Genomic DNA, 22,080 nt, shown 5'->3' on the forward strand with positions numbered 1-22,080 from the left:
CATCGGATCACGCACACCACGCCCGCACGCCGATTTCCACTATGCGGACTCCGCGCGCAGCCGCTCCATCACCGGCGCGAACGCCTCCATGTACGGCTCCAGGACGGTCAGGTACGAGAACCCGAACCGCTCGCGCTGCGCCCGCAGCCGTGCCACGAGGTCGTCCAGCGGGCCGGCCAGCACGATGGGCAGGGACAGTGCCTGCTCCAGGGACAGCTGCGGCTGCCGTTCCAGCAGGGGCTTCAACACGGGCTCGGGGTCGTCGGTGACCGCCACCAGCTGAAGGAGCAGGTTCAGCTCCGCCTGCTCGGCCCGGCCCGCCGCCAGGTCCCGGTGGCGGGCCACCCGCTCGTCCAGTTCCTCGGCGGTGAGGGGCTCCAGCTTCCCGGGCGTGGCGGCCGGCCGGGCTCCGGTGAAGGCCGCGATGTCCGCGTGCTCGGCGGTCAGCCGCAGCATCCGGTCGCCGTTGGCGCCGATCAGCAGCGGCACCCGGGACTGGGCGGGCCGGGGCTGGAACTCGGCCGAGCCCAGCAGCCGGGCCACCTCGCCGGCCGTGTGCGCGAGATGGTCCACCCGCTCGCGCGCCGAGCCGTACGGCAGCCCGGCCTCCTCGTGCTCGGCCGGCACGTACCCGGTGCCGAGCCCGAGTTCCAGGCGCCCGCCGGTGAGCGCGTCAGTGGTCGCCGCCTCGCGGGCCAGCAGCGCCGGATTCCAGAAGCCCGCGTTGAGCACGAACGTGCCGAGCCGGGGCCGCTGCGTCGCCTCGGCCGCCGCGACCAGCGCCGGGAACGGCGCGACCATGCCGAGGTGATCCGGGACGAGGAGCACGTCGTACCCGAGCTCCTCGGCCCGACGGCACCTCGCCCGCCACTCGGCGGCGGACGCGGGCGTGAACAGGGTGACCCCGAAGCGGAACGGACGCAACATGAACTCTCCCCGACAGCAGACGACTTGAGCCTCCTCCCGCGATTCCATCACGCCGACGGCCCGCCTGGGCGGAGACGGTCGTCAGCCGTGAGCGATCACCGTCCGTGGGCGGGCGTGACCATCGCCCGGGGGCCACTCGGGGGGCAGGTAGGTGCCGCCCGTGGGGCCGTCACTCGTGGGCGATCGCCGCCAGCACGTTCATCCGGGACGCCCGCAGCGCCGGCAGCAGCGCTGCCACCACGCCGACCACCGCCGAACCGAGTACGACCGCGACGATCGTGGTCCAGGGGACGGCCAGTTCCTTCAGGCCGCGCAGGGCCAGCACCCGCTGCATGCACACGCCCCACACCAGGCCCAGCCCCAGGCCGAGGACCGCACCGAACACCGCGATCACCACCGACTCCAGCCGGATCATCCGCCGCAACTGCCGTCGCCCCAGCCCGATCGCGCGCAGCAGCCCGATCTCCCGGGTGCGCTCCACCACCGACAGGGCGAGGGTGTTGACCACACCGAGCACGGCGATGACGATCGCCAGCGCCAGCAGGGCGTACACCAGGTACAGCAGGACGGCGATCTGATCGTGGATCAGTTGCTTGTAGTCGGTCTGGTTGCGCACCTGCACCTGGGGGAAGGGCTTCAGCGCCCGCTCCAGCCGGGGGCGCAGGTCCTGCGGTTTCGTGCCGGCCGTCGCGTCGACGTAGAGCACGGAGTCCTGGCCGCTGGGCACGTACCTCTCGAACGTGCCGAGGCCGAAGTACAGGCCGCCCTGGGAGCCGAAGCCCTCCGCCGTGTCCTGGTCGGTCAGCGCCGCGACGGTCAGTTCGGTGTGCCGGCCACCGGGGAACTCCACCGGGAGCACGCTGCCCATCCGCACCCCGTGGTCCTTGGCGAAACCGGCGTCCATGGCGAGGTGACCGTCCGCCAGCGCGGCCGCCGAGCCTCCTCGCGCGTACGTGATGTGCACGACGTCGTCGAGCCCCGGCCCGTACCCGACGGCGGACGTCTCGACCCGGTCCCCGTCCGGCAGCCGTACCGCGACCGGGGTGAGCCGCTGGCGCACCACGAGCCCGACGCCGTGCATGCCGGAGGCGGTGTCCCGCACCTCCTTCGTGAACGGCGTGAAGTTGGCGTTCTGGATGATGAAGTCGGCGCCGAGCGTCCGGTCGATCTGCCGGTCGAACGACGCCGACATCGAGGCGCTCGCCACCGACATCCCGCCGACCAGGGCCAGGCCCACCATGAGCGCGGCCGCCGTGGCGCCGGTACGGCGGGGATTGCGCAGGGCGTTGCGCTGACTCATCCGGCCGACCGGGCCGAACAGCGCGGGGAAGGCCGCACCCAGCACCCGGATCACCGGCCGCACCAGCAGCGGCCCGGCGATCACGGTCGCGACCAGCGTCAGCACCACGCCGACGCCCAGCAGCGAGGCCGCCTGCGCCGTCCTCGTGGCCGCCGCGCACCCGCCCAGCGCCGCCGCCCCGGCCGCCCCCAGCACCGCGCCGACGACCGCCCGCACCGTGAGCGGCTTGCCGACACCGGCGACCTCGGCGTCCACCAGGGCCGCCATCGGCGACACCGCCGCCGCCCGCCGCGCGGGCAGATACGCGGCCACGAAGGTGACGCCCAGACCGACGACGTACGCGGCGACGGGCGTCTCCCAGCCGAGGACCATCTCCGTGGCCTTCAGGTTCATCCCGAACGCGCCCATCAGCCGGATCAGCCCCAGCGCCAGCCCGATCCCGGCACCGAGGCCGAGCGTCGAACCGACCAGCCCGAGCAGCAGCGCCTCGGTCAGCACCGAGCGCCGCACCTGCCGCCGGTCCGCACCGAGCGCCCGCAACAGGCCCAGCTCACGGGTGCGTTGGGCGATCAGCATGGAGAAGGTGTTGACGATGAGGAACACACCGACGAGCAACGCGACCCCGGCGAAACCGAGCATCACGTACTTGATCACGTCCAGGAACGGGCCGAGCGCGGCCGCCGCCGACTTGGCCTGCTCGCCCGCCGTCCTCAGGTCGTAGGTGCCGGTGCCGATGGCCCGGCCGACACGCCGCTTGAGTTCGGCGTCCGGCACCCCCTTCGCCGCGTCCGCCGAGACACTCGTCGCCAGGGCCTGGGAGCCGAGCAGCTCCCGGCCCGCCACCGCCGGGTCCAGGAAGACGAGGGCCGCGCCCGGGTTGGTCGTGGTGAACGTGGCGATTCCGACGACTCGCACGCGGAACGTACCCGGCTGCGCCTGCACCGTCAGCGTGTCGCCGATCCGTACGTGCTTCTTGCCGGCGGTGTCCGCGTCCAGCAGCGCCTCGCCCGCGCCCCTCGGCGCGTGGCCGGAGGTCAGCTCCACAGCGCTGTGCCGGGTGACGTACCAGGCGGTGGCGATGGTGGGGGCGCCGGTGGTCGGTCCGACGGACTTGTCGTGGCCGTCGACCACGACGACGTTCTGCACCTTGACGTCCGCACGGGCCGCCGTGACCCCGGGCACCCGCGCCACCCGGTCCCGCAGCGCGGCGGGGAGGGTCTGCACGGTGCCGCCGGGCACCGGGGACTTCAGGCCCTGCTTCGGCTGTACGGTCACATCCGCGGCCGTGGAGGCGAAGAGCCGGTCGAAGGTACGGGTGACGGTGTCGGAGAAGATCAGGCTGCCCGCGACGAACGCCACGGACAGGATCACCGCCAGCGCGGACAGGGCGAGCCGCCCCTTGTGCGCGAGGAAACTCCTCAGGGTCGCCTTGAGCACCGGGTCAGTCCTCCTGGGCGGCGGCACGGCCGTCGTCGAGTCCGTCCCGGACGACGTCGAAACCGGGGGGCTGGGGGTTCCCCTCAGGAAAAACGCGCATGCGGTCGAGTACGGCCTCCGCCGTTGGCTCTTCCATCTCGTCCACGATCCGCCCGTCCGCGAGGAAGAGCACCAGGTCGGAGTGGGCGGCGGCGCCGGGGTCGTGGGTGACCATGACGACCGACTGCCCGAGCTCGTCCACCGCACCGCGCAGGAAGCCCAGCACCTCCAGGCCGGCCCGCGAGTCCAGGTTGCCGGTCGGCTCGTCGGCGAAGATCAGCTCCGGCCGGGAGACCAGCGCCCGCGCGCACGCGACCCGCTGCTGCTGACCGCCGGAGAGCTGCGCGGGCCGGTGCTTCAGCCGGTCCCGCAGGCCGAGCCTGTCGATCACCTGGTCCAGCCACTCCTCGTCGGGTGCCCGGCCCGCGATGGCCATCGGCAGCGTGATGTTCTCGGCGGCCGTGAGCGTCGGGATGAGGTTGAACGACTGGAACATGAACCCGATCCGGTCCCGCCGCAGCCGGGTCAGCTCCCGTTCCTTCAGCCCGGTGATCTCGGTGTCGCCCAGCCACACCCGGCCGGCCGACACGGTGTCGAGGCCCGCCAGACAGTGCATGAGCGTGGACTTCCCGGACCCCGAGGGGCCCATCACGGCGGTGAACCGGCCGCGCGCGATGTCCACGTCCACCGAGTCCAGGGCGAGCACGGCCGTCTCGCCGGAGCCGTAGGCCTTGGTCAGCCCCCGGGCGCGGGCCGCGATCCCGCCGTCCGGCAAGCGGCCCGACGCGTGCTGCGCAGCAGGTGTGGACAAGACCGCCTCCCGTTCGCCGGAACCGCCGTCCCGGGCGAGCGTAGGGGACAGGCCGACCGGGCGCACTGATTCCGCGCGCCCTTGCCCTTGCTAGCATCTCGGCGCTAGCGTCGAAGCATGGCGAAGACCCAGCTGAACGTGCGCGTGGACGAAGGCACCGCCCGCGCGGCCCGCGAACGCGCCCTGGCCCGTGGCATCAGCGTCAACCGCTATATCGAAGAGCTGGTCAGACAGGACACCGGGGAGGCCGGCCGGACGTTCGTGGAGGCCGCCGCCGACTTCATGAAGCAGTACGAGACCGTGTTCGCCGAGGAGTTCACCGACCCCCGAGGCACCGGTACCGGCACCGGGGACGGCCGCTGATCCCTTGAACGAGCTCAGCATCGACCTCGCCTGGCTGCTCATGCTCGCCGAACAGCGCACCCCCGGGGACCCGCAGGTCACCGACTGGGGCGCGCTGATCGCCGCCGTCGCCCGGCACCGGGCCGAGATATTCGGCGTGCCCGTCTACGACGACCCGCACGCCCGCGCCGCGTCCCTGCTCCAGCTGCTGATCCACGTACCGGCGCTGGAACGCTCCAACGCGCTGTTCGCCTCCGCGGTCGCCTACGCCTACCTGGTCGCGAGCGGTGCCAAGGTCGTCACCACGGCGGAACAGGTGCGCGACCTCGCCCGGCTGGTGAAGGACGGCGGCGCCGACGTGGACGACATCGCGCGGGAGCTGCGGCGCTGGAGCATCTGACGAGGGCCGTACGACAGGGGGCCGGTCAGCGGGCCTCCGGCTCCCCCGGCCGCCAGGCGACGCCCAGCACCCCGTACGAGGTCGGCAGCTTCGGGCCCTTCTCCGGCAGCGACAGCCGCCGGTACGGCCCGAGTCCGAACCCGGCCTCGCGCAGCGCGGCGACCGGCTCGCGGGCCACATGACAGCCGCCGAACAGGGCGGGCCACACGGTGCGGTCCAGGGCCTGCTGGGTCAGCGTCATCGCCCGGCCGCCGCCCCGCCCGTGCTCGAAGAACCGCACCTCACCGCCGGGCCGCAGCACCCGCCGTACCTCGGCCAGCGTCCGCGCCACGTCACGCACGCTGCACAGCACCAGTGACAGCACGGCCGCGTCGAAGGCCTCGCTCTTGACGGGCAGCGCCTCCGCCGCGCCCGGTACGACGTCGACCGGCACCTCGGCGCGCAGCGCGGCCTGCCGGGCCAACTGCCTGAGCAGCGGCTCCGGTTCGAGCGCGACGACCTCGGCGACGGCGGCGGGGTAGTGCGCGAAGTTCAGCCCGTTCCCCGCGCCGATCTCGATCACCCGCCCGGACAGCCCGGCGAGCAGTCGCGTCCGCACCCCGGCCAGACCGAGCCGGGTCTCGGCGTCCACGCTGCAGCGGGCGTAGAAGCGGGCGAACAGCGGGTGGTGGACGGGACTCGGGGCCACCTTGGCAGACCCGGCCGACGTCAGTCGCATGGCACCTCCCGGAGGACGTTCTCAGGGGGATTGTCCCCCGGGAAGCACGAGGGCACCCCTACGGCGCTACGCGCACCCGGAACGCCTCCGCGTCCCACACCCCGTCCAGCCGAGGCGCGAGCCAACCCGGCGCGGCAACCCGGAAGTCGTCGGGCGGCACTGCTCCCGCCCCGGCGGGAATCGCCCCCAGCAGCGGAGCCCCCGCCACCTCCGGCAGGTCGGCCACGTTGCAGCGGGCGGCGAGGTCGGGGGAGCCGGGCCAGCTGCCGATGACCACGCCCGCCAACTCCAGCTCCCGGCGCCGCAGTTCGCGGGCCGTCAGCTCCGTGGTGTTCAGAGTGCCGAGCCCGGCCGAGGCCACGACCAGCACGGGTGCGTCCAGCAGCCGGGCCACGTCCGCCAGCGTGCCGCCGGCCGCGTCGAACCGGACGAGCAGCCCGCCCGCGCCCTCGACCAGCACCAGATCGTGCTCGGTGGCCAGCTTGGCCGCCCGGTCGGCCACCTCCCGCGGATGCACCGGAGCCATCCCGGCCCGCCGGGCCGCCGTACCCGGCGCCAACGGCTCGGGAAAGCGGGCCATTTCGGTCGCCGTGAGCGGACCCGCGAGCCGCGCGACCTCGTCGGCGTCCCCGCGCTCGTCCGGCCGTACGCCCGTCTGCGCGGCCTTCAGCACGGCCACCGAGCGCCCCGCCGCGAGCGCCGCGGCGGCGACGGCGGCGGTGGTGACCGTCTTGCCGACCTCCGTGCCCGTCCCCGTGATCACCAGTACCGGCATCTCAACCCTCCCGCGCCGCGGCGCACACCGCGCGCGCGATCCGTGCCACGTCCTCGTCCGAGGCGACGTACGGCGGCATCGTGTAGACCAGGTCGCGGAAGGGCCGCAGCCACACGCCCTCCCGCACCGCGGCGTCCGTCGCGGCCTTCATGTCCACCTCGTGGTCGAGCTGGACGACCCCGATGGCGCCCAGAACACGGACGTCCTTCACCCCCGGCAGGTCCGAGGCCGGCGCCAGTCCATCCCGCAGACCCGCCTCGATCCGCTTGACCTCCGACAGCCAGTCCTGCCCCAGCAGCAGTCCGACCGAGGCGCAGGCGACGGCCGCCGCGAGCGGGTTGCCCATGAACGTCGGGCCGTGCGCGAGCACCGGCACCTCGCCCCGCGAGATGCCGTCGGCGACCCGCGCGGTGCACAGCGTCGCCGCCATCGTCAGATAGCCGCCGGTCAGCGCCTTGCCCACGCACATCACATCCGGGGTGACGGCCGCGTGGTCCGCCGCGAACAGCGCACCCGTACGGCCGAACCCGGTGGCGATCTCGTCGAACACCAGCAGCACGTCGTGCGCGTCGCACGCCTCGCGCAGCACCCGCAGATAGGCGGGGGAGTGGAAGCGCATCCCGCCCGCGCCCTGCACCACCGGCTCCACGATCACCGCGGCCAGTTCGTCCGCGTGGCGTGCGATCAGCTCACGCAGCCGGTCCGCGTACGACTCCTCGTACTCCACCGGGGGCGCGTCGGCGAACACCTGGCGCGGCAGCACGCCGGACCACAGCTCGTGCATCCCGCCCTCGGGGTCGCACACGGACATCGGCTGCCAGGTGTCGCCGTGGTAGCCGCCGCGCCAGGTCAGCAGGCGCCGCTTGCCCGGGCGGCCGAGCGAACGCCAGTACTGGAGGCACATCTTCACGGCGACCTCGACCGACACCGAGCCGGAGTCGGCCAGGAAGACATGCTCCAGGCCCTCGGGCGACATGTCGACAAGGAGCTTTGCGAGCCGTACGGCGGGCTCGTGCGTGAGCCCGCCGAACATCACATGGCTCATCCGGCCGAGCTGCCGCCGGGCCGCCTCGTTGAGGACCGGGTGGTTGTAGCCGTGGATCGCCGACCACCAGGACGACATGCCGTCCACCAGCTCGCCCGAGCCGTCCGCGAGCCGGAGCCGGACCCCGCTCGCCGACTCCACGACGAGCGGTTCGACACGCCCGGGCATCGGTCCGTACGGATGCCACACGTGCCGCCGGTCCAGCTCCAGCAGGTCGGGCACGCTCGGGCCGGGCAGGTCAGGCATTGGGTGCGAGGTCCGTTCCGGCACCCCGGCGGCGGACGGCGACGAGGTCGGTGCGCGCCTCGTGTGCGGCGGGCGCCGCGGCCGTGGCCGCCGTACCGCACCCGTCCGCACCCTCGTGCGAGCCGCAGACGGACCCGCATCCGGCACCCTCGTGCGAGCCGCATCCGGCGCTCTCGTGCGCTCCGCAGCCGCCGGTGGCCGCCGTCGCGCGGTGCTCGGGCAGGGTCACCTCGCCGGCGCCCTCCACCTCGAACCCGGCGTCCGCGATCATCTCCAGGTCGGCCTTGCCGGCCTGGCCCTCGGTGGTCAGGTAGTCGCCGAGGAAGATGGAGTTGGCCAGGTGCAGGGCGAGGGGCTGCATCGTGCGCAGATGAACCTCGCGGCCGCCCGCGATGCGCACCTCGACGTCCGGGCACACGAAACGGACCATCGCCAGGATCCTGAGGCAGCGCTGCGGGGTGAGGTTCCACTCCTTGGCCAGCGGGGTGCCCTCGACCGGGATCAAGAAGTTGACCGGGACCGAGTCGGGGTCCAGCTCGCGCAGCGAGAAGACCACGTCGACCAGGTCCTCGTCGCTCTCGCCCATGCCCGCGATCAGGCCGGAGCAGGCGGACAGGCCGGCGGCGTGCGCCTTGTTCACCGTGTCCACCCGGTCCGCGTAGGTGTGGGTGGTGGTGATGTCCGCGTACGTCCCCTCGGACGTGTTGAGGTTGTGGTTGTAGGCGTCCGCGCCCGCCTCGCGCAGCCGCTCGGCCTGGCCGTCGGAGAGCAGCCCGAGGCAGGCGCACACCTCGACGCCCTCGTTCTGATCCTTGATCGCCTTGATGGTGCCGGCGACCCGCTCCACGTCACGGTCGGTCGGACCGCGCCCGGACGCCACCAGACAGACCCGCTTGGCACCGCCGGCCAGCCCGGCCGCCGCGGCCCTGGAGGCCTCGTCGGGCTTGAGCCAGGTGTACTTCAGGATGCCGGTGTCGGAGCCGAGCCGCTGGGAGCAGTAGGAGCAGTCCTCCGGACACAGACCCGACTTCAGGTTCACCAGATAGTTGAGCTTCACCCGGCGCCCGAACCAGTGCCGGCGCACCTTTCCGGCCGCGGCCACCACATCGAGTACGTCGTCGTCGGAGGTGGCCAGTACGGCGAGCGCTTCCTCGCGGGTCGGCAGCTCGCGCCGAAGCCCCTTGTCCACCAGCGTGTTCAGCAGGTCCATGAGGTCCGATCCTGTCCTACGGGACCGCCCCGGGCCAAGGAGAGTTTGCACAACACAGACGGTTCACCGTGTGGGTATTGCCACACCCTGGGCGGCTGGTCGTCCCGCTAGGGTCTGTCCGCTACCTACAAAAGCCCCGGAGGACCCATGGCGTTCGGCTGGATCGACGACCAGGCCGAGGCGCGCCGCCGCGCCGGACTTGTACGGACCCTGCGCCCGCGCCCCGCCGACTCAGCCCTGCTGGATCTGGCGAGCAACGACTACCTGGGCCTCGCCCACCACCCCGAGGTCGTCGAGGGCGCGGCCGGGGCGGCGCGGACCTGGGGCGGCGGGTCCACCGGCTCCCGGCTGGTCACCGGCACCACCGAATTGCACACCGAGCTGGAGCGCGAGCTGGCCGCCTTCTGCGGCGTGGAGGCGGCCCTGGTCTTCTCCTCCGGCTACGCGGCGAACCTGGCCGCGGTCACCACGCTCGGCCCGCACGGCTCGCTGATCGTCTCCGACGCGGGCAACCACGCCTCCCTCATCGACGGCTGCCGGCTCGCCCGCGGTGAGCGGCAGGTGGTGGGGCACGCGGACCCGGAGGCGGTGCGCAAGGCGCTGACCACGCACGCGGGCGAGGCGATCGTCGTCTCCGACACGGTGTTCTCCGTGGACGGCGACGCGGCTCCGCTGGCCGCGCTGGCCGAGGCGTGCCGGGAGCACGGGGCCGGGCTGGTCGTGGACGACGCGCACGGGCTCGGGGTACTGGGCGAGGGCGGCCGGGGAGCGCCGTACGCGGCCGGGCTCGCGGGCGCCGCGGACGTGGTGGTCACGGCCACCCTGTCCAAGTCGCTGGGCAGTCAGGGCGGGGTGGTGCTGGGACCGGCGCGGGTGATCGACCATCTGGTCAACGCGGCCCGGACCTTCATCTTCGACACGGGCCTGGCCCCGGCGGCGGCCGGTGCGGCCCTGGCGGCGCTGCGGCTGCTCGTGCGGGAGCCGGAGCGCGCGGCGCGGGCCCGTGAGGTGGCCGCGGAACTGCACGCACGGCTGACCGCCGCGGGTCTGGAGGCGGTGCGTCCGGACGCCGCGGTGGTCTCCGTGCGAGCTCCGTCCCCGGAGCAGGCCGTGCGCTGGGCGGCCGACTGCCGTACGGCAGGGCTGGCCGTGGGCTGCTTCCGTCCTCCTTCCGTGCCCGACGGCATCTCGCGGCTGAGGCTGACCGCCCGCGCGGACCTGTCCGGGGCCGAGATCGAACGCGCTGTACGGGTGATCGGCGAAACGCGACCATGAGTCGGCGTGACACGGCCGTGCTTCACCGGTTGCTGGTCAGATGGCGGTGAGGAACTCCGCCCAGCTGTCGGCCGAGAAGAGCAGTGCGGGTCCGGCCGGGCTCTTGGAGTCCCGTACGGCGAGCAGTCCGGCCGAGGGACCGGAGCACGGCCGCGCCGTCTCCACACAGTTGTTGGCTCCCGTGCTGTAGCTGCTGCGCAGCCAGCTCACGTCGTGCAGGTCGGTACTGGCAGGGACGTTCCGAGGCAGTGTTGACATGGGGGGTGTGCCTCCTTACGCGCCGTCACCTATCCCGGCGATGTAGTCCAACGATTCCTCGGGGGAAAGGGCGTGGAACTGAAGGGTTGTGAAGGCCTCGGAGTAGGCCATGAGGTCTTCTTTCCGCTCCAGGTAGAGGCTACTCGTCAACTGGTCGAGAACAACCACGTCCAGATCAGAAGTGCTCGGAAATGAGAAAATAACAAAAGGCCCGGTGAGGCCCACATGGGCGCCGGCCCCGAACGGCAGTACCTGAAGCCGGACTTGGGGTAGCCGGGCGGCCTCCAGCAGCCGCTCCAGCTGCCGGGCCATCACCTCGGGGCCGCCGACCTCGCGCCGCAGCACCGCCTCGTCCAGTACCGCGCACAGCGTCAGCGGCGGGTCCGAGCGCAGCACGTCCTGCCGGGCCAGCCGCACCTCCACCAGCGTGTCCAGGCGCTCCTCGTCCAGATCGGGCACGGCCGCCCGGGTCACCGCGCGGGCGTACTCGGGCGTCTGGAGCAGTCCCGGCACCACCGTGGTCTCCAGGGTGCGCATCGCGCTCGCCTGCGACTCCAGGCTGATGAAATCCCGGTACGTGGGCGGCAGCACCCCGCGGTAGGCGTGCCACCAGCGGTGCCGCTCGCCCGCCCTCTCGGAGCCCGCCAGCATCAGCAGCAACTCGCGCAGATGCCCGTCCCGCACCCCGTAGGCGTCCAGCAGCGAGCGCACATCGGCCGGTTTCACCCCGCTGGCACCGGTCTCGATCCGGCTCACCTTCGACTGGTGCCAGCCGACCAGCCGGGCCGCCTCACCGCTCGTGAGCCCAGCACCGGTGCGCAGCATGCGCAGTTCGGCGCCCAGTTTGCGGCGCCGCACCGCCGGACCGTTCTGCATGGGCTCCTCCTTACTCCTTCCGGGCCGCCCGAATACGGTCTCGCGTCGTAGAGTTCACCGCTTTGGGCGACAGATATATGCATATCCTGGTGGATCGCTCCCCGTGGCCGGTCCGGTGATGGCAGGCTGACGAGGAAGCACCAGTCCGGGACCGTACTCGAACCATCCGCTCCTTGTCGGACTGCGGTCCCGGGGGAAAGGGACGACGTCGCCATGGCAGACCATCTGGAAGCATCCGTCACTCTGCCGAGCGATCCCGCCTCGGTCTCCGCCGCCCGTTCGTACGTCGTGGGGACCCTCGCGGAATGGGGTCTGCCGTCGGACACCGAAGCGGCCGACACCGTGCGGCTCATCGTCTCCGAACTCGCCACCAACGCCGTACAGCACACCTTCGGCCAGTCACCCACCTTCACGGTCGACATCGCGCTGGACCGTGACGAACATCTGCGCATCGGCGTCACGGACAGTCATCCGCGCTTCCCGAAGAGACTGCCCGCCGCAGTCCAGCAGGACAATGGCCGCGGCATGGTCATCATCCGCTGGCTCACCGCCGAATACGGCGGCAAACTCCGTATCCGCCCGACCCGTGAGGGCGGCAAGACGGTCTCCATCGAACTGCCGTGGATGGTTCCCGCGGGGCAGCACCCCTGAGGGGCGGAGCGGCCCCTCTGCTGGAGCCGCCCGCTCCTGACGGTGGATCAGCTGACCCGGCCGTACCAGACGCTCTTGGTCCAGATCTTCTGGAGCCGCACCACGTCCCCGGTCTTCGGCGCGTGCCAGATCTTTCCCTGTCCGGCGTAGATGCCGACGTGGTAGACGTTCGAGCCGTAGTGGAAGAACACCAGGTCACCGACCCTGCGGTTGCCGGCCGAGATGTGGTGCGTCTTGTTGTACTGCCCGGCTGCGGTACGCGGCAGGGTCTTGCCCGCCTTCTTGAACGAGTAGAGCGTCAGCCCCGAGCAGTCGAAGCGGCGCGGTCCGGTGGCCCCCCACGCGTACGGGGCACCTTTCTTGGAGGCCGCGATCTGGAGTGCTTTCGCCGCGAGGCTCGCGGCCGAGGCGTCGGTGGCGAGACCCGGGACCACGATCGAGCCGCCGACGGCGGCCAGGGTGAGTGCCGAGGCCGTACCGGCCCGGGCCATGAGCGACGGGACACGATTGAGCGCAGTCATGCGCAACCCTTCGTCAGCCGCCTGTGAAGGATGACCTGTCGGATTCGGGCTGGCGAAGGTGCCCGGCCGCGTTGCCGCGGCTTCACCCCAAGGGCTGCTCGGAACCTCCGTCCGTCTGCCAGTGACGCACAGACGAACATCCGCTCCGGCGACCCGTCTTGCTTGGGTCCTCCACTCCTGCCGATCCACTCCTGTCGACCGGTCATCCGGTGCGGCGGCAGGATTCGGCGTCCGCCCGGATCGCCCCGCCGCGGTGGCGGGGGCTTGTCGTCAGTCAGGGATCTTGACTCACCGCTGTCCGAAAATCCCAATGGATCCGGGGATTTGTGGCGTTACTCACCACTCGCCCGTTCGGGTGGACAGTGCTGTGTTCGAGTCACCGTCAGTTCCCGTACGTAGCCCCCGACCTGGGACGAAGTGCCTGCGCGTGATCGTCGGCCCGGCGCCCTGCGCAAGTCGGAAGACCCCGGAAACGATCTGGATATACACCGGTCGGCGGTACGTCGTTCGGGCCGTTTGTGTCCCGCGCGAACGGTCACGTGTCGACACCGCTGCCCCATCGGCCCGTTCGGGCGTCCGGATCAGCGGACGCCTTCCGGCGGTAGCGCGACGCGCGCAGTACGGCGTTCACCGTCCAGCACCCGCAACGCCCGTGCCAGCGTGTCCCCGTGCAGCTCCGCCTCGCCCCGCTGGTGCATCAACGCGAGGGCGTCCCGCAGCTCTGCGGCCTTGCGCACCAGGGCCTGGGCCGCGCGCAGACCCCGGTAGGTGTCGCCGTCGAGGGCCGGGTTGATCCTGCCGAGCAGGTCGACCGCCTCCAGGTAACGGTCGATCAGATCGCCCTCGGCGCGTGTCAGCGCGGGCAGCGGCGGCAGCTCCGGAAGCATCGTCGGCTCACCCCGCGTCCGGTGCGCCGGGCGTGCTCCGCCGACTGGGCACGATGCCGTCCACCAGACCGTAGGCCAGTGCCGCCGGGGCGTCCAGCACCACGTCCCGTTCCAGGTCGGCGTGCACCTGCTCCGCCGTGCGCCCGGTGTGCCGGACGAGCATCTCCTCCGCCAGCGCCCGCATCCGGCCCAACTCCTCGGCCTGGATGAAGAGGTCGCTGGGCTGACCCTGCACCGGCGCGGCCAGCTGGGGCTGCGCGATCACCATGCGCGCGCCGGGCAGCGCGAACCGCTTGCCCGGGGTGCCGGCCGCGAGCAGCAGCGCCGCGTAGGAGGCGGCCTGGCCCAGGCAGTAGGTGGCCACGTCGCAGCTGACGTAGCGCAGCGTGTCGTAGAGCGCCGTCATCGCATGGAAGGTGCCGCCGGGGGAGTTGATGTACAGCGTGATGTCCCGCTCGGGGGCCGCGTGTTCGAGGTGCATGAGCTGCGCCATCACGTCGTTGGCCGCCGTGTCGTCGAGCGGGGTGCCGAGGAAGACGATCCGGTCCTCGAAGAGCTTGCCGTAGGGATCGAGGGTGCGCGCGCCGCTGCTGGTGCGCTCGGTGAATTCCGGCAGGACATAGCGGGCGTGGGCGGCGAATTGCCGGGACATGGACATACCCCTCTCGTGGCGCGGCCGGCGATGCGGCGCTGCTTCTGTAAAAAATGTACAGGACGTACGTGACGTTAGAATGGGGGTATGGCCTACGAGATTCCGGTGACACAAGCCAGGGCTGAGCTCGCCGACCTGATCAACCGGGTGGTGTACGGCGGTGAGCGCGTCGTCGTGACGCGGCATGGAAAGCCGCTGGTCGCGCTGGTCTCGGCCGCCGATCTGGAGCGCCTGGACGCGCTGGACGAGGCTGCCGGTGCGGCCGAGGAGCAGATCATCAGCTCTGTCTCGGGCGTTCGCGAGGCCGGTTCCGCTCCGCGCGAACAGCGGCGGTTCGGGATCGCCGCCGAGCATCGCGGGCCCGGGGTGTCCTGACCCGTGCGGGTGAACCGGTAAGACCCGTCCCGTCGTGCAGTCATCGGTGGATCAAGGTCTGGTTAACGTCGTTGAAACTCCGACGAACTAGCCTGCCGATCCACGCCACCAGGGGTTTTTCTGCCCGGATTCTTCTTGATCTTGAGAAATGTCCGTGTGTGAGACCTGACGCCGTCGTGGTGGCTGCGGCAACCGGACCCCGCACGGTCCGGAGCGAGGACTGTGAGGTGGGACGTGCAACTGACCCCGCATGAGCAAGAGAGGCTGCTCATCCACGTGGCGGCCGACGTCGCCGAGAAGCGCCGGGCCCGCGGGCTGCGGCTCAACCACCCGGAGGCGGTCGCCCTCATCACGTCGCACATCCTCGAAGGGGCGCGTGACGGCCGTACGGTCGCCGAGCTGATGTCCTCCGGACGCAAGCTGCTCACCCGGGACGACGTGATGGAAGGCGTCCCCGAGATGATCCACGACGTCCAGGTGGAGGCCACCTTCCCGGACGGCACCAAGCTCGTCACCGTCCACGAACCGATCATCTGACGGGGGCCGCCGTGATTCCCGGAGAGATCCTGTTCGCCGAGGGCCCGATCGTCTACAACGAGGGCCGTGAGGTCACCCGGCTGACCGTCCTCAACGCCGCCGACCGGCCCGTCCAGGTCGGCTCTCACTACCACTTCGCCGAGGCCAACCCCGGCCTGGACTTCGACCGCGCCGCCGCGCACGGCAAGCGGCTCAACATCGCCGCGGGTACGGCCGTGCGCTTCGAGCCCGGGATCCCCGTCGACGTCGAACTCGTCCCGCTCGGCGGCGCCCGTGTGGTGCCCGGACTGCGCGGTCAGACCGGAGGTGCCCTCGATGCCTGAGATCTCGCGTGCCGCGTACGCCGACCTGTTCGGCCCGACCACCGGCGACCGCATCCGGCTCGCCGACACCGATCTGGTCGTCGAGATCGAGGAGGACCGCTCCGGCGGGCCCGGACTCGCCGGTGAGGAGGCGGTGTTCGGCGGTGGCAAGGTCATCCGTGAGTCCATGGGCCAGTCGCGTGCTACGCGCGCAGACGGCACCCCGGACACGGTCATCACGGGGGCGGTGATCATCGACCACTGGGGGATCGTCAAGGCCGACGTCGGCATCCGCGACGGCCGGATCACCGGCATCGGCAAGGCGGGCAACCCCGACACCATGGACGGCGTCCACCCCGACCTGGTGATCGGCCCGGAGACCGAGATCATCGCCGGCAACGGGCGCATCCTGACGGCGGGCGCGGTCGACGCCCACGTCCACTTCATCTGCCCGCAGATCGCCGACGAGGCACTGTCCGCGGGTGTCACGACGCTGGTCGGCGGCGGTACGGGCCCGGCCGAGGGCTCCAAGGCCACCACGGTGACCCCCGGTCCCTGGCACCTCGCCCGGATGCTGGAGGCGATGGAGCAGTACCCGCTCAACATCGGCTTCCTCGGCAAGGGAAACACCGTCTCCCACGAGGCGATGCTCTCCCAGATCCGCGGCGGCGCACTCGGCCTCAAGCTGCACGAGGACTGGGGCTCGACCCCGGCGGTCATCGTCGCCTCGCTGACGGTGGCGGACCAGACGGGCATCCAGGTCGCCATCCACACGGACACGCTGAACGAGGCCGGATTCGTCGGCGACACACTAGCCGCGATCAACGGCCGCGGGATTCACGCCTACCACACCGAGGGCGCCGGCGGCGGGCACGCACCGGACATCATGAGCGTGGTCTCGCAGCCCAACGTGCTGCCCAGCTCGACCAACCCGACCCGGCCGTTCACCGTCAACACCGCCGAGGAACATCTCGACATGCTGATGGTCTGCCACCACCTCAACCCCGCCGTCCCGGAGGACCTGGCGTTCGCCGAGTCCCGGATCCGGCCGTCCACCATCGGCGCGGAGGACATCCTCCACGACCTCGGCGCGATCTCGATCATCTCCTCCGACTCCCAGGCGATGGGCCGGGTGGGCGAGGTGATCCTGCGCACCTGGCAGACGGCCCATGTGATGAAGCGCAGGCGCGGGGCACTTCCGGGTGACGGGCGCGCGGACAACCACCGGGTACGGCGCTATGTCGCCAAGTACACGATCAACCCGGCGCTCGCCCAGGGCCTCGCCGCCGAGATCGGCTCCGTCGAGACCGGCAAGCTCGCCGACCTCGTGCTGTGGGAACCGGCGTTCTTCGGGGTCAAGCCGCTCCTCGTCATCAAGGGCGGGCAGATCGCGTACGCGCAGATGGGCGACGCCAACGCCTCCATCCCCACCCCGCAGCCGATCCTGCCCCGCCCGATGTACGGCGCGATCGGCCGCGCCCCCGCCGCCAACTCGGTCAATTTCGTGGCCCAGTTGGCGATCGAGGACGGCCTCCCGGAGCGGCTGCGGCTCGGCAAGCGCTTCGTGCCGATCGCGTCCACGCGCCAGGTCACCAAGGCCGACATGCGCGAGAACGACGCCCGGCCGGACGTCCGGATCGACCCCGACAGCTTCGCCGTGCACATCGACGGCGAACTGGTGGAGGCGACACCGGCCGCGGAACTTCCCATGGCCCAGCGCTACTTCCTCTTCTGATGAGCAGGGCCGCACTGCTCGTCCTGGCCGACGGCCGCTTCCCCGCCGGAGGGCACGCGCACTCCGGCGGGGCGGAGGCCGCCGTCAAGGCGGGCCGGATCACCTCCGCCGCGAGCCTGGAGGACTTCTGCCGGGGCCGGCTGCACACCGCCGGGCTGGTCGCGGGCGCGCTGGCGGCCGCCGCCGTACTCGGCACGGACCCCGGTGAGCTGGACGCGGCGGCGGACGCCCGCACCCCGTCCCCCGCCCTGCGCACTGCCGCCCGCCGGCTCGGCCGGCAACTGCTGCGGGCCGCCCGGGCGAGCTGGCCGTCCCCCGAACTCGACGCGCTGGCACGGCAGTTCCCCAAGGGCGCCCATCAGCCGGTCGTGCTCGGACTCGCCGCACGGGCCGCCGGACTCGCCCCGCGGGACGCGGCCCACTGCGCGCTCTACGAGAGCGTCAGCGGACCGGCCACGGCCACGGTACGACTGCTCAGCCTGGACCCGTTCGACGCGACGGGCGTCCTGGCGAGGCTGGCCCCCGAGCTGGACCGGGTCGCCGACCGGGCGGTGGAGGCGGCGAGGCGGGTGGCCGAGGAGGGAACCGACGCGCTGCCCGCCGCATCGGCGCCCCTGCTGGAGGTGGGGGCGGAATGGCACGCCGACTGGCCCGTCCGCCTCTTCGCGTCCTGACTTTCCCACCCGTACCAGGCACACGGAACAACGGAGCCGTACATGCACCTCGATCACATCCACTCCGGCCCCGCCGCCGTCAGCGCGGACGCGCACCGGCCCGACGGCTCGCGCCGCGCCCTGCGCATCGGGCTCGGCGGGCCCGTCGGGTCCGGGAAGACCGCGACCGTCGCCGCGCTGTGCCGTGCGCTGCGCGACGAGCTGTCCCTCGCCGTCGTCACCAACGACATCTACACCCGCGAGGACGCCGAGTTCCTGCTCCGTGAGGCCGTGCTGCCGCCCGAGCGGATCACCGCCGTGGAGACCGGCGCCTGCCCGCACACCGCGATCCGCGACGACATCTCCGCCAACCTCGAAGCCGTGGAGGACCTGGAGGACGCGGTCGGACCGCTGGACCTGATCCTCGTCGAGTCCGGCGGCGACAATCTCACCGCGACCTTCTCCAAGGGGCTCGTGGACGCGCAGATCTTCGTGATCGACGTGGCCGGCGGCGACGACATCCCGCGCAAGGGCGGCCCCGGCGTCACCACCGCCGACCTGCTCGTGGTCAACAAGACCGACCTCGCCCCGTACGTCGGCTCCGACCTGACCCGGATGGCCGCCGACGCCAAGGCGCAGCGGGCCGAACTCCCGGTGGTCTTCCAGTCGTTGCGCGAGGAGCGCGGGGCCGCCGACGTCGCCGCCTGGGTGCGGGAGCGGCTCGCCGCGTGGACGGCGTGACCGCCACCGGCGTCAGGGCGCACGCGCGGATCGTCGCCCGGCCCGACGGTCGCGGCGGCACCGTGCTGCCCGTGCTGGACGGCGAGGGGCCGCTGGCCCTGCGCCGCACCCGGTCCGCCGGCGGCGAGGCCAGGGTGCTGGTCGTCGGTGCGATGAGCGGCCCGCTCGGCGGCGACCGCCTCGCGCTCACGGCGAGCGTCGCGGAGGGCGCCCGGCTGCACGTCGGATCGGCCGCCGCCACCATCGCCCTGCCGGGCCAGACCAAGGCCGAGGCCCGCTACGACGTCCGGCTCGACGTCGCCGACGGCGCCGAACTGCGCTGGCTGCCCGAGCAGTTGATCTCGGCCGGCGGCAGCGACCTGTGCGTCACCACCCACGCCGAACTCACCGCCGGCGCACGTCTGGTGCTGCGCGAGGAACAGGTGCTGGGCCGGTCCGGCGAGGAGCCCGGCCGGCTCACCAGCCGCCTGACGGTACGGATCGCGGGCCGGACGGTGCTGGACCAGGAGCTGGCCTGCGGACCTGGGGCACCGGGCGGCTGGGACGGCCCGGCCGTGCTGGCGGGGCAGCGCGCGGTGGGGCAACTGGTTGTCGTACGGCCGGAGTTCGCGCAGGAACCGGTCCGGGCGCAGGCCTTGGGGGAGTGTGCCGCGCTGATGCCGCTGGCGGGCCCGGCAGCACTGCTCGGCGCGGTGGCCCCGGACGCCCTGCGCCTGCGACGCATCCTGGACGAGGCACTGGCCAGGTTCGACTGACAGTTCGCGGCCCGAACATGATCGTCCGGTTATCGGATTGGTAAAGATGACCGGCGCCCCCCTGTTCTCAGGCTGCTCACAGCCGAGAGGATCCCTCGAACTGACCACTCGCAGTGATCCTGATGTAGGGGGAGGGCCCACTTGAGGGACAACAGACCGAAGAGCCGCCTGCTGGCGCTCGGTTCGGCCGGAGCACTCGTCACCGCCACCCTGATCGCCGGCGCCGTGTCCGCGCCCGCGGCCAGCGCCGCCGGCCGGCCCAGCCAGGACCGGGAGGCCAAGGGCGCCGCGATCGCCGCCGCCCGCGCGGCCGAGGCGGGCATCGACTGGCAGGACTGCCCGGCCGGCTGGGGGCTGGAGAAGCCCATCCAGTGCGGCTGGGTCAGTGTGCCCGTCGACTACGCCCACCCGTACGGCAAGCAGATCAAGCTCGCCGTCGACCGCATCGGCAACACGGGGACCAAGGCCGAGCGCCAGGGCGCGCTCGTCTACAACCCGGGCGGCCCCGGCGGCTCGGGTATGCGGTTCCCGCGCCGCGTCACCACCAAGAACCCCTTGTGGGCGAACGTGGCCAAGGCCTACGACTTCGTCGGCTTCGACCCGCGCGGCGTCGGCCACTCCGCGCCCATCTCCTGCGAGGATCCGCAGGAGTTCGTCAAAGCGCCGAAGATGGACCCGGTGCCGGACTCCGAGGCGGACAAGACGGCCCAGCGCAAGCTGGCCCGCCAGTACGCGGACGGCTGCCTGGAGCGCACCGGCCGTACGATGCTCCAGCAGATGACCACGCCCAACACCGCCCGCGACCTGGACGTCATCCGAGCGGCCCTGGGTGAGAAGAAGCTCAACTATCTCGGTGTCTCCTACGGCACCTACCTCGGCGCCGTCTACGGCACCCTCTTCCCGGGCCACCTGCGCCGCATGATCGTGGACAGCGTGGTCGACCCGGCCCGCGAGAACATCTGGTACCAGGCCAACCTGAACCAGGACATCGCCTTCGAGGGCCGCTGGAAGGACTGGGAGGACTGGGTCGCCGCGAACGACGCGGCCTTCCACCTCGGCACCACCCGCGCCGCCGTCCAGGCCGAGTGGCTCCAGCTGCGCGCCACCGCCAAGAAGAGCCCCATCGGCGGGGTCGTCGGCCCGGCCGAGCTGATCTCCTACTTCCAGAACGCGCCGTACTACGACTCCTCGTGGGTGCCGGTCGCAACGGTGTTCAGCAAGTACGTCGCCGGTGACACCAAGGCGCTGGTCGACGCGGCCGCCCCCGACCTGTCGAACACCGCGGGCAACATCTCCGCGGAGAACGGCAACGCCGTCTACACGGCCGTCGAGTGCACCGACGCCAAGTGGCCCACCAGCTGGAAGAAGTGGGACCGGGACAACACCCGGCTCAACGCGCAGTACCCGTTCATGACCTGGGCCAACGCGTGGATGAACCTGCCGTGCGCCACCTGGCCGGTCAAGCAGCAGACGCCGGTCCACGTCACGACCCACCAGGGCCTGCCGCCGGTGCTGATCGTGCAGTCCACCCGGGACGCCGCCACCCCGTACCCGGGCGCCGTCGACCTGCACAAGCGCTTCGCGGGCTCCCGCCTGATCACCGAGAAGGACGCGGGCTCCCATGGTGTGACCGGCCTGGTCAACCCCTGCATCAACCAGCGTGTCGACGCCTACCTGATCGACGGCAAGCTGGACGGCGCGGACGTGACCTGCGGCCCGCACGCCACGCCCAAGCCGTGACCGGTTCCGTACGGTGACCAGGGGCGGCCGGGATCTTCCGGCCGCCCCTCACTCGTGCAACGGCCGTCAACTGAGCGGCGCCCGCGGGAACCTGCGTTCCTTCTCACCCTTCTGCGCGGTCTGCCGGTCCTTGACGACGGCCGCGTACTCGTCGACGTACTCCTGCTCGGAGAGCGTCAGGATCGCGTACATGATCTCGTCGGTGACGGCCCGCAGGATCGCCTTCTGCTGTTCCATGCCGGCGTAGCGGGAGAAGTCGAGGGGCTTGCCGAAGCGGATGGTGACGGGGTGGACGTTCGGGATGACCTTGCCGGGCGGCTGGGCCTCGAACGTGCCGATCATCGCGCAGGGCACGACCGGCACGCCGGCCGTCAGCGCCATCACGGCGACACCGACCTTGCCCTTGTACAGCCGCCCGTCGTGCGACCGCGTCCCCTCCGGGTAGATGCCGAGCAACTCGTCCTTGCCCAGTACCTTGAGCCCCTCGCGGATCGCCGCCTGGCCCGCCTCCTTGCCCGAGCGGTCCACCGGGATCTGGCCGGCGCTGCGGAAGAAGAACGCGGTCAGCCGGCCCTTGAGCCCCGGGCCGGTGAAGTACTCCGCCTTCGCCAGGAACGTGATCCGGCGCTTGAGGATCGCCGGCATCAGGAAGTGGTCGGAGAAGGACAGATGGTTCCCCGCGACGATGGCCGGGCCCGACGCCGGCACGTGCTCCAGGCCTTCGATGCGCGGCCGGAAGACCAGCCTCAGCAGGGGGCCCAGCAGCACGTACTTGAGCAGGTAATAGAACACGGCTCGCCCCTCACTCCGCCAGGCGCAGTCATATGTGAGTCATACGTAACCGCCCCGCACCCCCCTCATGCCCGTCCGCG

General features: G+C 71.9%; 25 protein-coding genes and 1 riboswitch. Of the genes, 12 read left to right on the top strand and 13 right to left on the bottom strand.

Annotation, left to right across the window (positions count from 1 at the left end; translation table 11 throughout):
• Positions 1–39 precede the first annotated feature (39 nt).
• The 3 genes from LE548_RS23270 to LE548_RS23280 all read right to left on the bottom strand — a co-directional run bounded on the left by LE548_RS23270 (position 40) and on the right by LE548_RS23280 (position 4,514).
• Positions 40–927, bottom strand: coding sequence for an LLM class F420-dependent oxidoreductase (locus LE548_RS23270; RefSeq protein ID WP_225098877.1), 888 nt, complete (start codon positions 925–927; stop codon positions 40–42).
• Positions 928–1,096: 169 nt separating this feature from the next.
• Complete coding sequence (locus tag LE548_RS23275) at positions 1,097–3,664, bottom strand: ABC transporter permease (RefSeq protein ID WP_225098878.1); 2,568 nt, start codon at positions 3,662–3,664, stop codon at positions 1,097–1,099.
• 4 nt (positions 3,665–3,668) lie between these two features.
• Complete coding sequence (locus LE548_RS23280; protein ID WP_225098879.1) at positions 3,669–4,514, bottom strand: ABC transporter ATP-binding protein; 846 nt, start codon at positions 4,512–4,514, stop codon at positions 3,669–3,671.
• A gap of 117 nt (positions 4,515–4,631) precedes the next feature.
• Here LE548_RS23280 and LE548_RS23285 point away from each other — a divergent pair, with 117 nt between their 5' ends.
• Both LE548_RS23285 and LE548_RS23290 read left to right on the top strand, forming a co-directional pair.
• A complete protein-coding gene (locus LE548_RS23285) occupies positions 4,632–4,877 on the top strand; it encodes a toxin-antitoxin system HicB family antitoxin (RefSeq protein WP_225098880.1) in 246 nt (81 codons plus the stop codon).
• A 4-nt stretch (positions 4,878–4,881) separates the two neighbouring features.
• Positions 4,882–5,256, top strand: coding sequence for a fic family toxin-antitoxin system, toxin component (locus tag LE548_RS23290; RefSeq protein WP_225098881.1), 375 nt, complete (start codon positions 4,882–4,884; stop codon positions 5,254–5,256).
• A gap of 25 nt (positions 5,257–5,281) precedes the next feature.
• Here LE548_RS23290 and LE548_RS23295 read toward each other — a convergent pair whose 3' ends face one another.
• The 4 genes from LE548_RS23295 to bioB are packed head-to-tail and all read right to left on the bottom strand — an operon-like array spanning position 5,282 to position 9,250.
• Positions 5,282–5,974, bottom strand: coding sequence for a class I SAM-dependent methyltransferase (locus LE548_RS23295; RefSeq protein ID WP_225098882.1), 693 nt, complete (start codon positions 5,972–5,974; stop codon positions 5,282–5,284).
• Positions 5,975–6,032: 58 nt separating this feature from the next.
• The gene (gene bioD, locus LE548_RS23300) at positions 6,033–6,749 is read right to left on the bottom strand and encodes a dethiobiotin synthase (RefSeq protein ID WP_225098883.1); all 717 of its coding nucleotides are present in this window, start codon (positions 6,747–6,749) and stop codon (positions 6,033–6,035) included.
• Position 6,750: 1 nt separating this feature from the next.
• The gene (locus tag LE548_RS23305) at positions 6,751–8,040 is read right to left on the bottom strand and encodes an adenosylmethionine--8-amino-7-oxononanoate transaminase (protein ID WP_225098884.1); all 1,290 of its coding nucleotides are present in this window, start codon (positions 8,038–8,040) and stop codon (positions 6,751–6,753) included.
• Positions 8,033–9,250 carry a biotin synthase BioB gene (bioB, locus tag LE548_RS23310; RefSeq protein WP_225098885.1) on the bottom strand — a complete coding sequence of 406 codons (1,218 nt, stop codon included), beginning with the start codon at positions 9,248–9,250 and terminating at the stop codon, positions 8,033–8,035. The genes LE548_RS23305 and bioB overlap by 8 nt, the downstream gene beginning before the upstream one ends.
• 147 nt (positions 9,251–9,397) lie before the next feature.
• On the opposite strand from bioB, the gene LE548_RS23315 reads away from it, so the two are divergent.
• Positions 9,398–10,525: an 8-amino-7-oxononanoate synthase gene (locus LE548_RS23315; protein ID WP_225098886.1), complete on the top strand. Its 1,128-nt coding sequence runs from the start codon at positions 9,398–9,400 to the stop codon at positions 10,523–10,525.
• Between the two features lie 36 nt (positions 10,526–10,561).
• Here LE548_RS23315 and LE548_RS23320 read toward each other — a convergent pair whose 3' ends face one another.
• Complete coding sequence (locus tag LE548_RS23320; RefSeq protein ID WP_225098887.1) at positions 10,562–10,783, bottom strand: DUF397 domain-containing protein; 222 nt, start codon at positions 10,781–10,783, stop codon at positions 10,562–10,564.
• A gap of 15 nt (positions 10,784–10,798) precedes the next feature.
• Entirely contained in the window at positions 10,799–11,659 is an 861-nt protein-coding gene (locus LE548_RS23325) for a helix-turn-helix transcriptional regulator (RefSeq protein WP_225098888.1), read from the bottom strand.
• A gap of 213 nt (positions 11,660–11,872) precedes the next feature.
• Here LE548_RS23325 and LE548_RS23330 point away from each other — a divergent pair, with 213 nt between their 5' ends.
• A complete protein-coding gene (locus LE548_RS23330) occupies positions 11,873–12,310 on the top strand; it encodes an ATP-binding protein (RefSeq protein WP_225098889.1) in 438 nt (145 codons plus the stop codon).
• Positions 12,311–12,357: 47 nt separating this feature from the next.
• Here the strand turns inward: LE548_RS23330 and LE548_RS23335 are convergent, their stop codons facing one another.
• The 3 genes from LE548_RS23335 to LE548_RS23345 form a co-directional block, all read right to left on the bottom strand.
• Complete coding sequence (locus LE548_RS23335; RefSeq protein ID WP_225098890.1) at positions 12,358–12,831, bottom strand: C40 family peptidase; 474 nt, start codon at positions 12,829–12,831, stop codon at positions 12,358–12,360.
• A gap of 3 nt (positions 12,832–12,834) precedes the next feature.
• Positions 12,835–13,071, bottom strand: a riboswitch (cyclic di-AMP (ydaO/yuaA leader).
• 341 nt (positions 13,072–13,412) lie between these two features.
• Positions 13,413–13,718, bottom strand: coding sequence for a hypothetical protein (locus LE548_RS23340; RefSeq protein ID WP_225098891.1), 306 nt, complete (start codon positions 13,716–13,718; stop codon positions 13,413–13,415).
• A 7-nt stretch (positions 13,719–13,725) separates the two neighbouring features.
• Positions 13,726–14,370 carry an ATP-dependent Clp protease proteolytic subunit gene (locus tag LE548_RS23345; protein WP_225098892.1) on the bottom strand — a complete coding sequence of 215 codons (645 nt, stop codon included), beginning with the start codon at positions 14,368–14,370 and terminating at the stop codon, positions 13,726–13,728.
• 87 nt (positions 14,371–14,457) lie between these two features.
• Here LE548_RS23345 and LE548_RS23350 point away from each other — a divergent pair, with 87 nt between their 5' ends.
• The 8 genes from LE548_RS23350 (at position 14,458) to LE548_RS23385 (ending at position 21,208) form a co-directional block, all read left to right on the top strand.
• The gene (locus LE548_RS23350) at positions 14,458–14,745 is read left to right on the top strand and encodes a type II toxin-antitoxin system Phd/YefM family antitoxin (RefSeq protein ID WP_225098893.1); all 288 of its coding nucleotides are present in this window, start codon (positions 14,458–14,460) and stop codon (positions 14,743–14,745) included.
• Between the two features lie 234 nt (positions 14,746–14,979).
• Positions 14,980–15,282 (top strand): urease subunit gamma, encoded by a 303-nt coding sequence (locus LE548_RS23355; RefSeq protein WP_225098894.1) that lies wholly within the window; start codon positions 14,980–14,982, stop codon positions 15,280–15,282.
• An 11-nt stretch (positions 15,283–15,293) separates the two neighbouring features.
• Entirely contained in the window at positions 15,294–15,605 is a 312-nt protein-coding gene (locus LE548_RS23360; protein WP_225098895.1) for an urease subunit beta, read from the top strand.
• Positions 15,598–17,319, top strand: coding sequence for an urease subunit alpha (locus LE548_RS23365; protein ID WP_225098896.1), 1,722 nt, complete (start codon positions 15,598–15,600; stop codon positions 17,317–17,319). Before LE548_RS23360 ends, LE548_RS23365 begins: the two co-directional genes overlap by 8 nt.
• On the top strand, positions 17,319–17,993 hold the full coding sequence (locus tag LE548_RS23370; protein WP_225098897.1) for an urease accessory protein UreF: 675 nt from the start codon (positions 17,319–17,321) through the stop codon (positions 17,991–17,993). The genes LE548_RS23365 and LE548_RS23370 overlap by 1 nt, the downstream gene beginning before the upstream one ends.
• A 42-nt stretch (positions 17,994–18,035) precedes the next feature.
• Positions 18,036–18,713 (top strand): urease accessory protein UreG, encoded by a 678-nt coding sequence (ureG, locus tag LE548_RS23375; protein ID WP_225098898.1) that lies wholly within the window; start codon positions 18,036–18,038, stop codon positions 18,711–18,713.
• Positions 18,710–19,468: an urease accessory protein UreD gene (locus LE548_RS23380; protein WP_374116166.1), complete on the top strand. Its 759-nt coding sequence runs from the start codon at positions 18,710–18,712 to the stop codon at positions 19,466–19,468. The genes ureG and LE548_RS23380 overlap by 4 nt, the downstream gene beginning before the upstream one ends.
• Before the next feature lie 141 nt (positions 19,469–19,609).
• Positions 19,610–21,208 (top strand): alpha/beta hydrolase, encoded by a 1,599-nt coding sequence (locus LE548_RS23385; RefSeq protein ID WP_225098900.1) that lies wholly within the window; start codon positions 19,610–19,612, stop codon positions 21,206–21,208.
• A 66-nt stretch (positions 21,209–21,274) separates the two neighbouring features.
• Here LE548_RS23385 and LE548_RS23390 read toward each other — a convergent pair whose 3' ends face one another.
• Entirely contained in the window at positions 21,275–22,000 is a 726-nt protein-coding gene (locus tag LE548_RS23390) for a 1-acyl-sn-glycerol-3-phosphate acyltransferase (RefSeq protein ID WP_225098901.1), read from the bottom strand.
• Positions 22,001–22,080: the final 80 nt, after the last annotated feature.

This window comes from Streptomyces sp. CoH27 (assembly GCF_020181035.1).
Classification (GTDB): domain Bacteria; phylum Actinomycetota; class Actinomycetes; order Streptomycetales; family Streptomycetaceae; genus Streptomyces; species Streptomyces camelliae.

Coding starts and splice junctions, on each gene's coding strand:
- LE548_RS23325 (WP_225098888.1), bottom strand. CDS start 11,659: ATGCAGAACGGTCCGGCGGTGCGGCGCCGCAAACTGGGCGCCGAACTG.
- LE548_RS23315 (WP_225098886.1), top strand. CDS start 9,398: ATGGCGTTCGGCTGGATCGACGACCAGGCCGAGGCGCGCCGCCGCGCC.
- LE548_RS23320 (WP_225098887.1), bottom strand. CDS start 10,783: ATGTCAACACTGCCTCGGAACGTCCCTGCCAGTACCGACCTGCACGAC.
- LE548_RS23270 (WP_225098877.1), bottom strand. CDS start 927: ATGTTGCGTCCGTTCCGCTTCGGGGTCACCCTGTTCACGCCCGCGTCC.
- LE548_RS23370 (WP_225098897.1), top strand. CDS start 17,319: ATGAGCAGGGCCGCACTGCTCGTCCTGGCCGACGGCCGCTTCCCCGCC.
- LE548_RS23330 (WP_225098889.1), top strand. CDS start 11,873: ATGGCAGACCATCTGGAAGCATCCGTCACTCTGCCGAGCGATCCCGCC.
- LE548_RS23335 (WP_225098890.1), bottom strand. CDS start 12,831: ATGACTGCGCTCAATCGTGTCCCGTCGCTCATGGCCCGGGCCGGTACG.
- bioD (WP_225098883.1), bottom strand. CDS start 6,749: ATGCCGGTACTGGTGATCACGGGGACGGGCACGGAGGTCGGCAAGACG.
- bioB (WP_225098885.1), bottom strand. CDS start 9,250: ATGGACCTGCTGAACACGCTGGTGGACAAGGGGCTTCGGCGCGAGCTG.
- LE548_RS23340 (WP_225098891.1), bottom strand. CDS start 13,718: ATGCTTCCGGAGCTGCCGCCGCTGCCCGCGCTGACACGCGCCGAGGGC.
- LE548_RS23305 (WP_225098884.1), bottom strand. CDS start 8,040: ATGCCTGACCTGCCCGGCCCGAGCGTGCCCGACCTGCTGGAGCTGGAC.
- LE548_RS23285 (WP_225098880.1), top strand. CDS start 4,632: ATGGCGAAGACCCAGCTGAACGTGCGCGTGGACGAAGGCACCGCCCGC.
- LE548_RS23365 (WP_225098896.1), top strand. CDS start 15,598: ATGCCTGAGATCTCGCGTGCCGCGTACGCCGACCTGTTCGGCCCGACC.
- LE548_RS23345 (WP_225098892.1), bottom strand. CDS start 14,370: ATGTCCCGGCAATTCGCCGCCCACGCCCGCTATGTCCTGCCGGAATTC.
- ureG (WP_225098898.1), top strand. CDS start 18,036: ATGCACCTCGATCACATCCACTCCGGCCCCGCCGCCGTCAGCGCGGAC.
- LE548_RS23350 (WP_225098893.1), top strand. CDS start 14,458: ATGGCCTACGAGATTCCGGTGACACAAGCCAGGGCTGAGCTCGCCGAC.
- LE548_RS23295 (WP_225098882.1), bottom strand. CDS start 5,974: ATGCGACTGACGTCGGCCGGGTCTGCCAAGGTGGCCCCGAGTCCCGTC.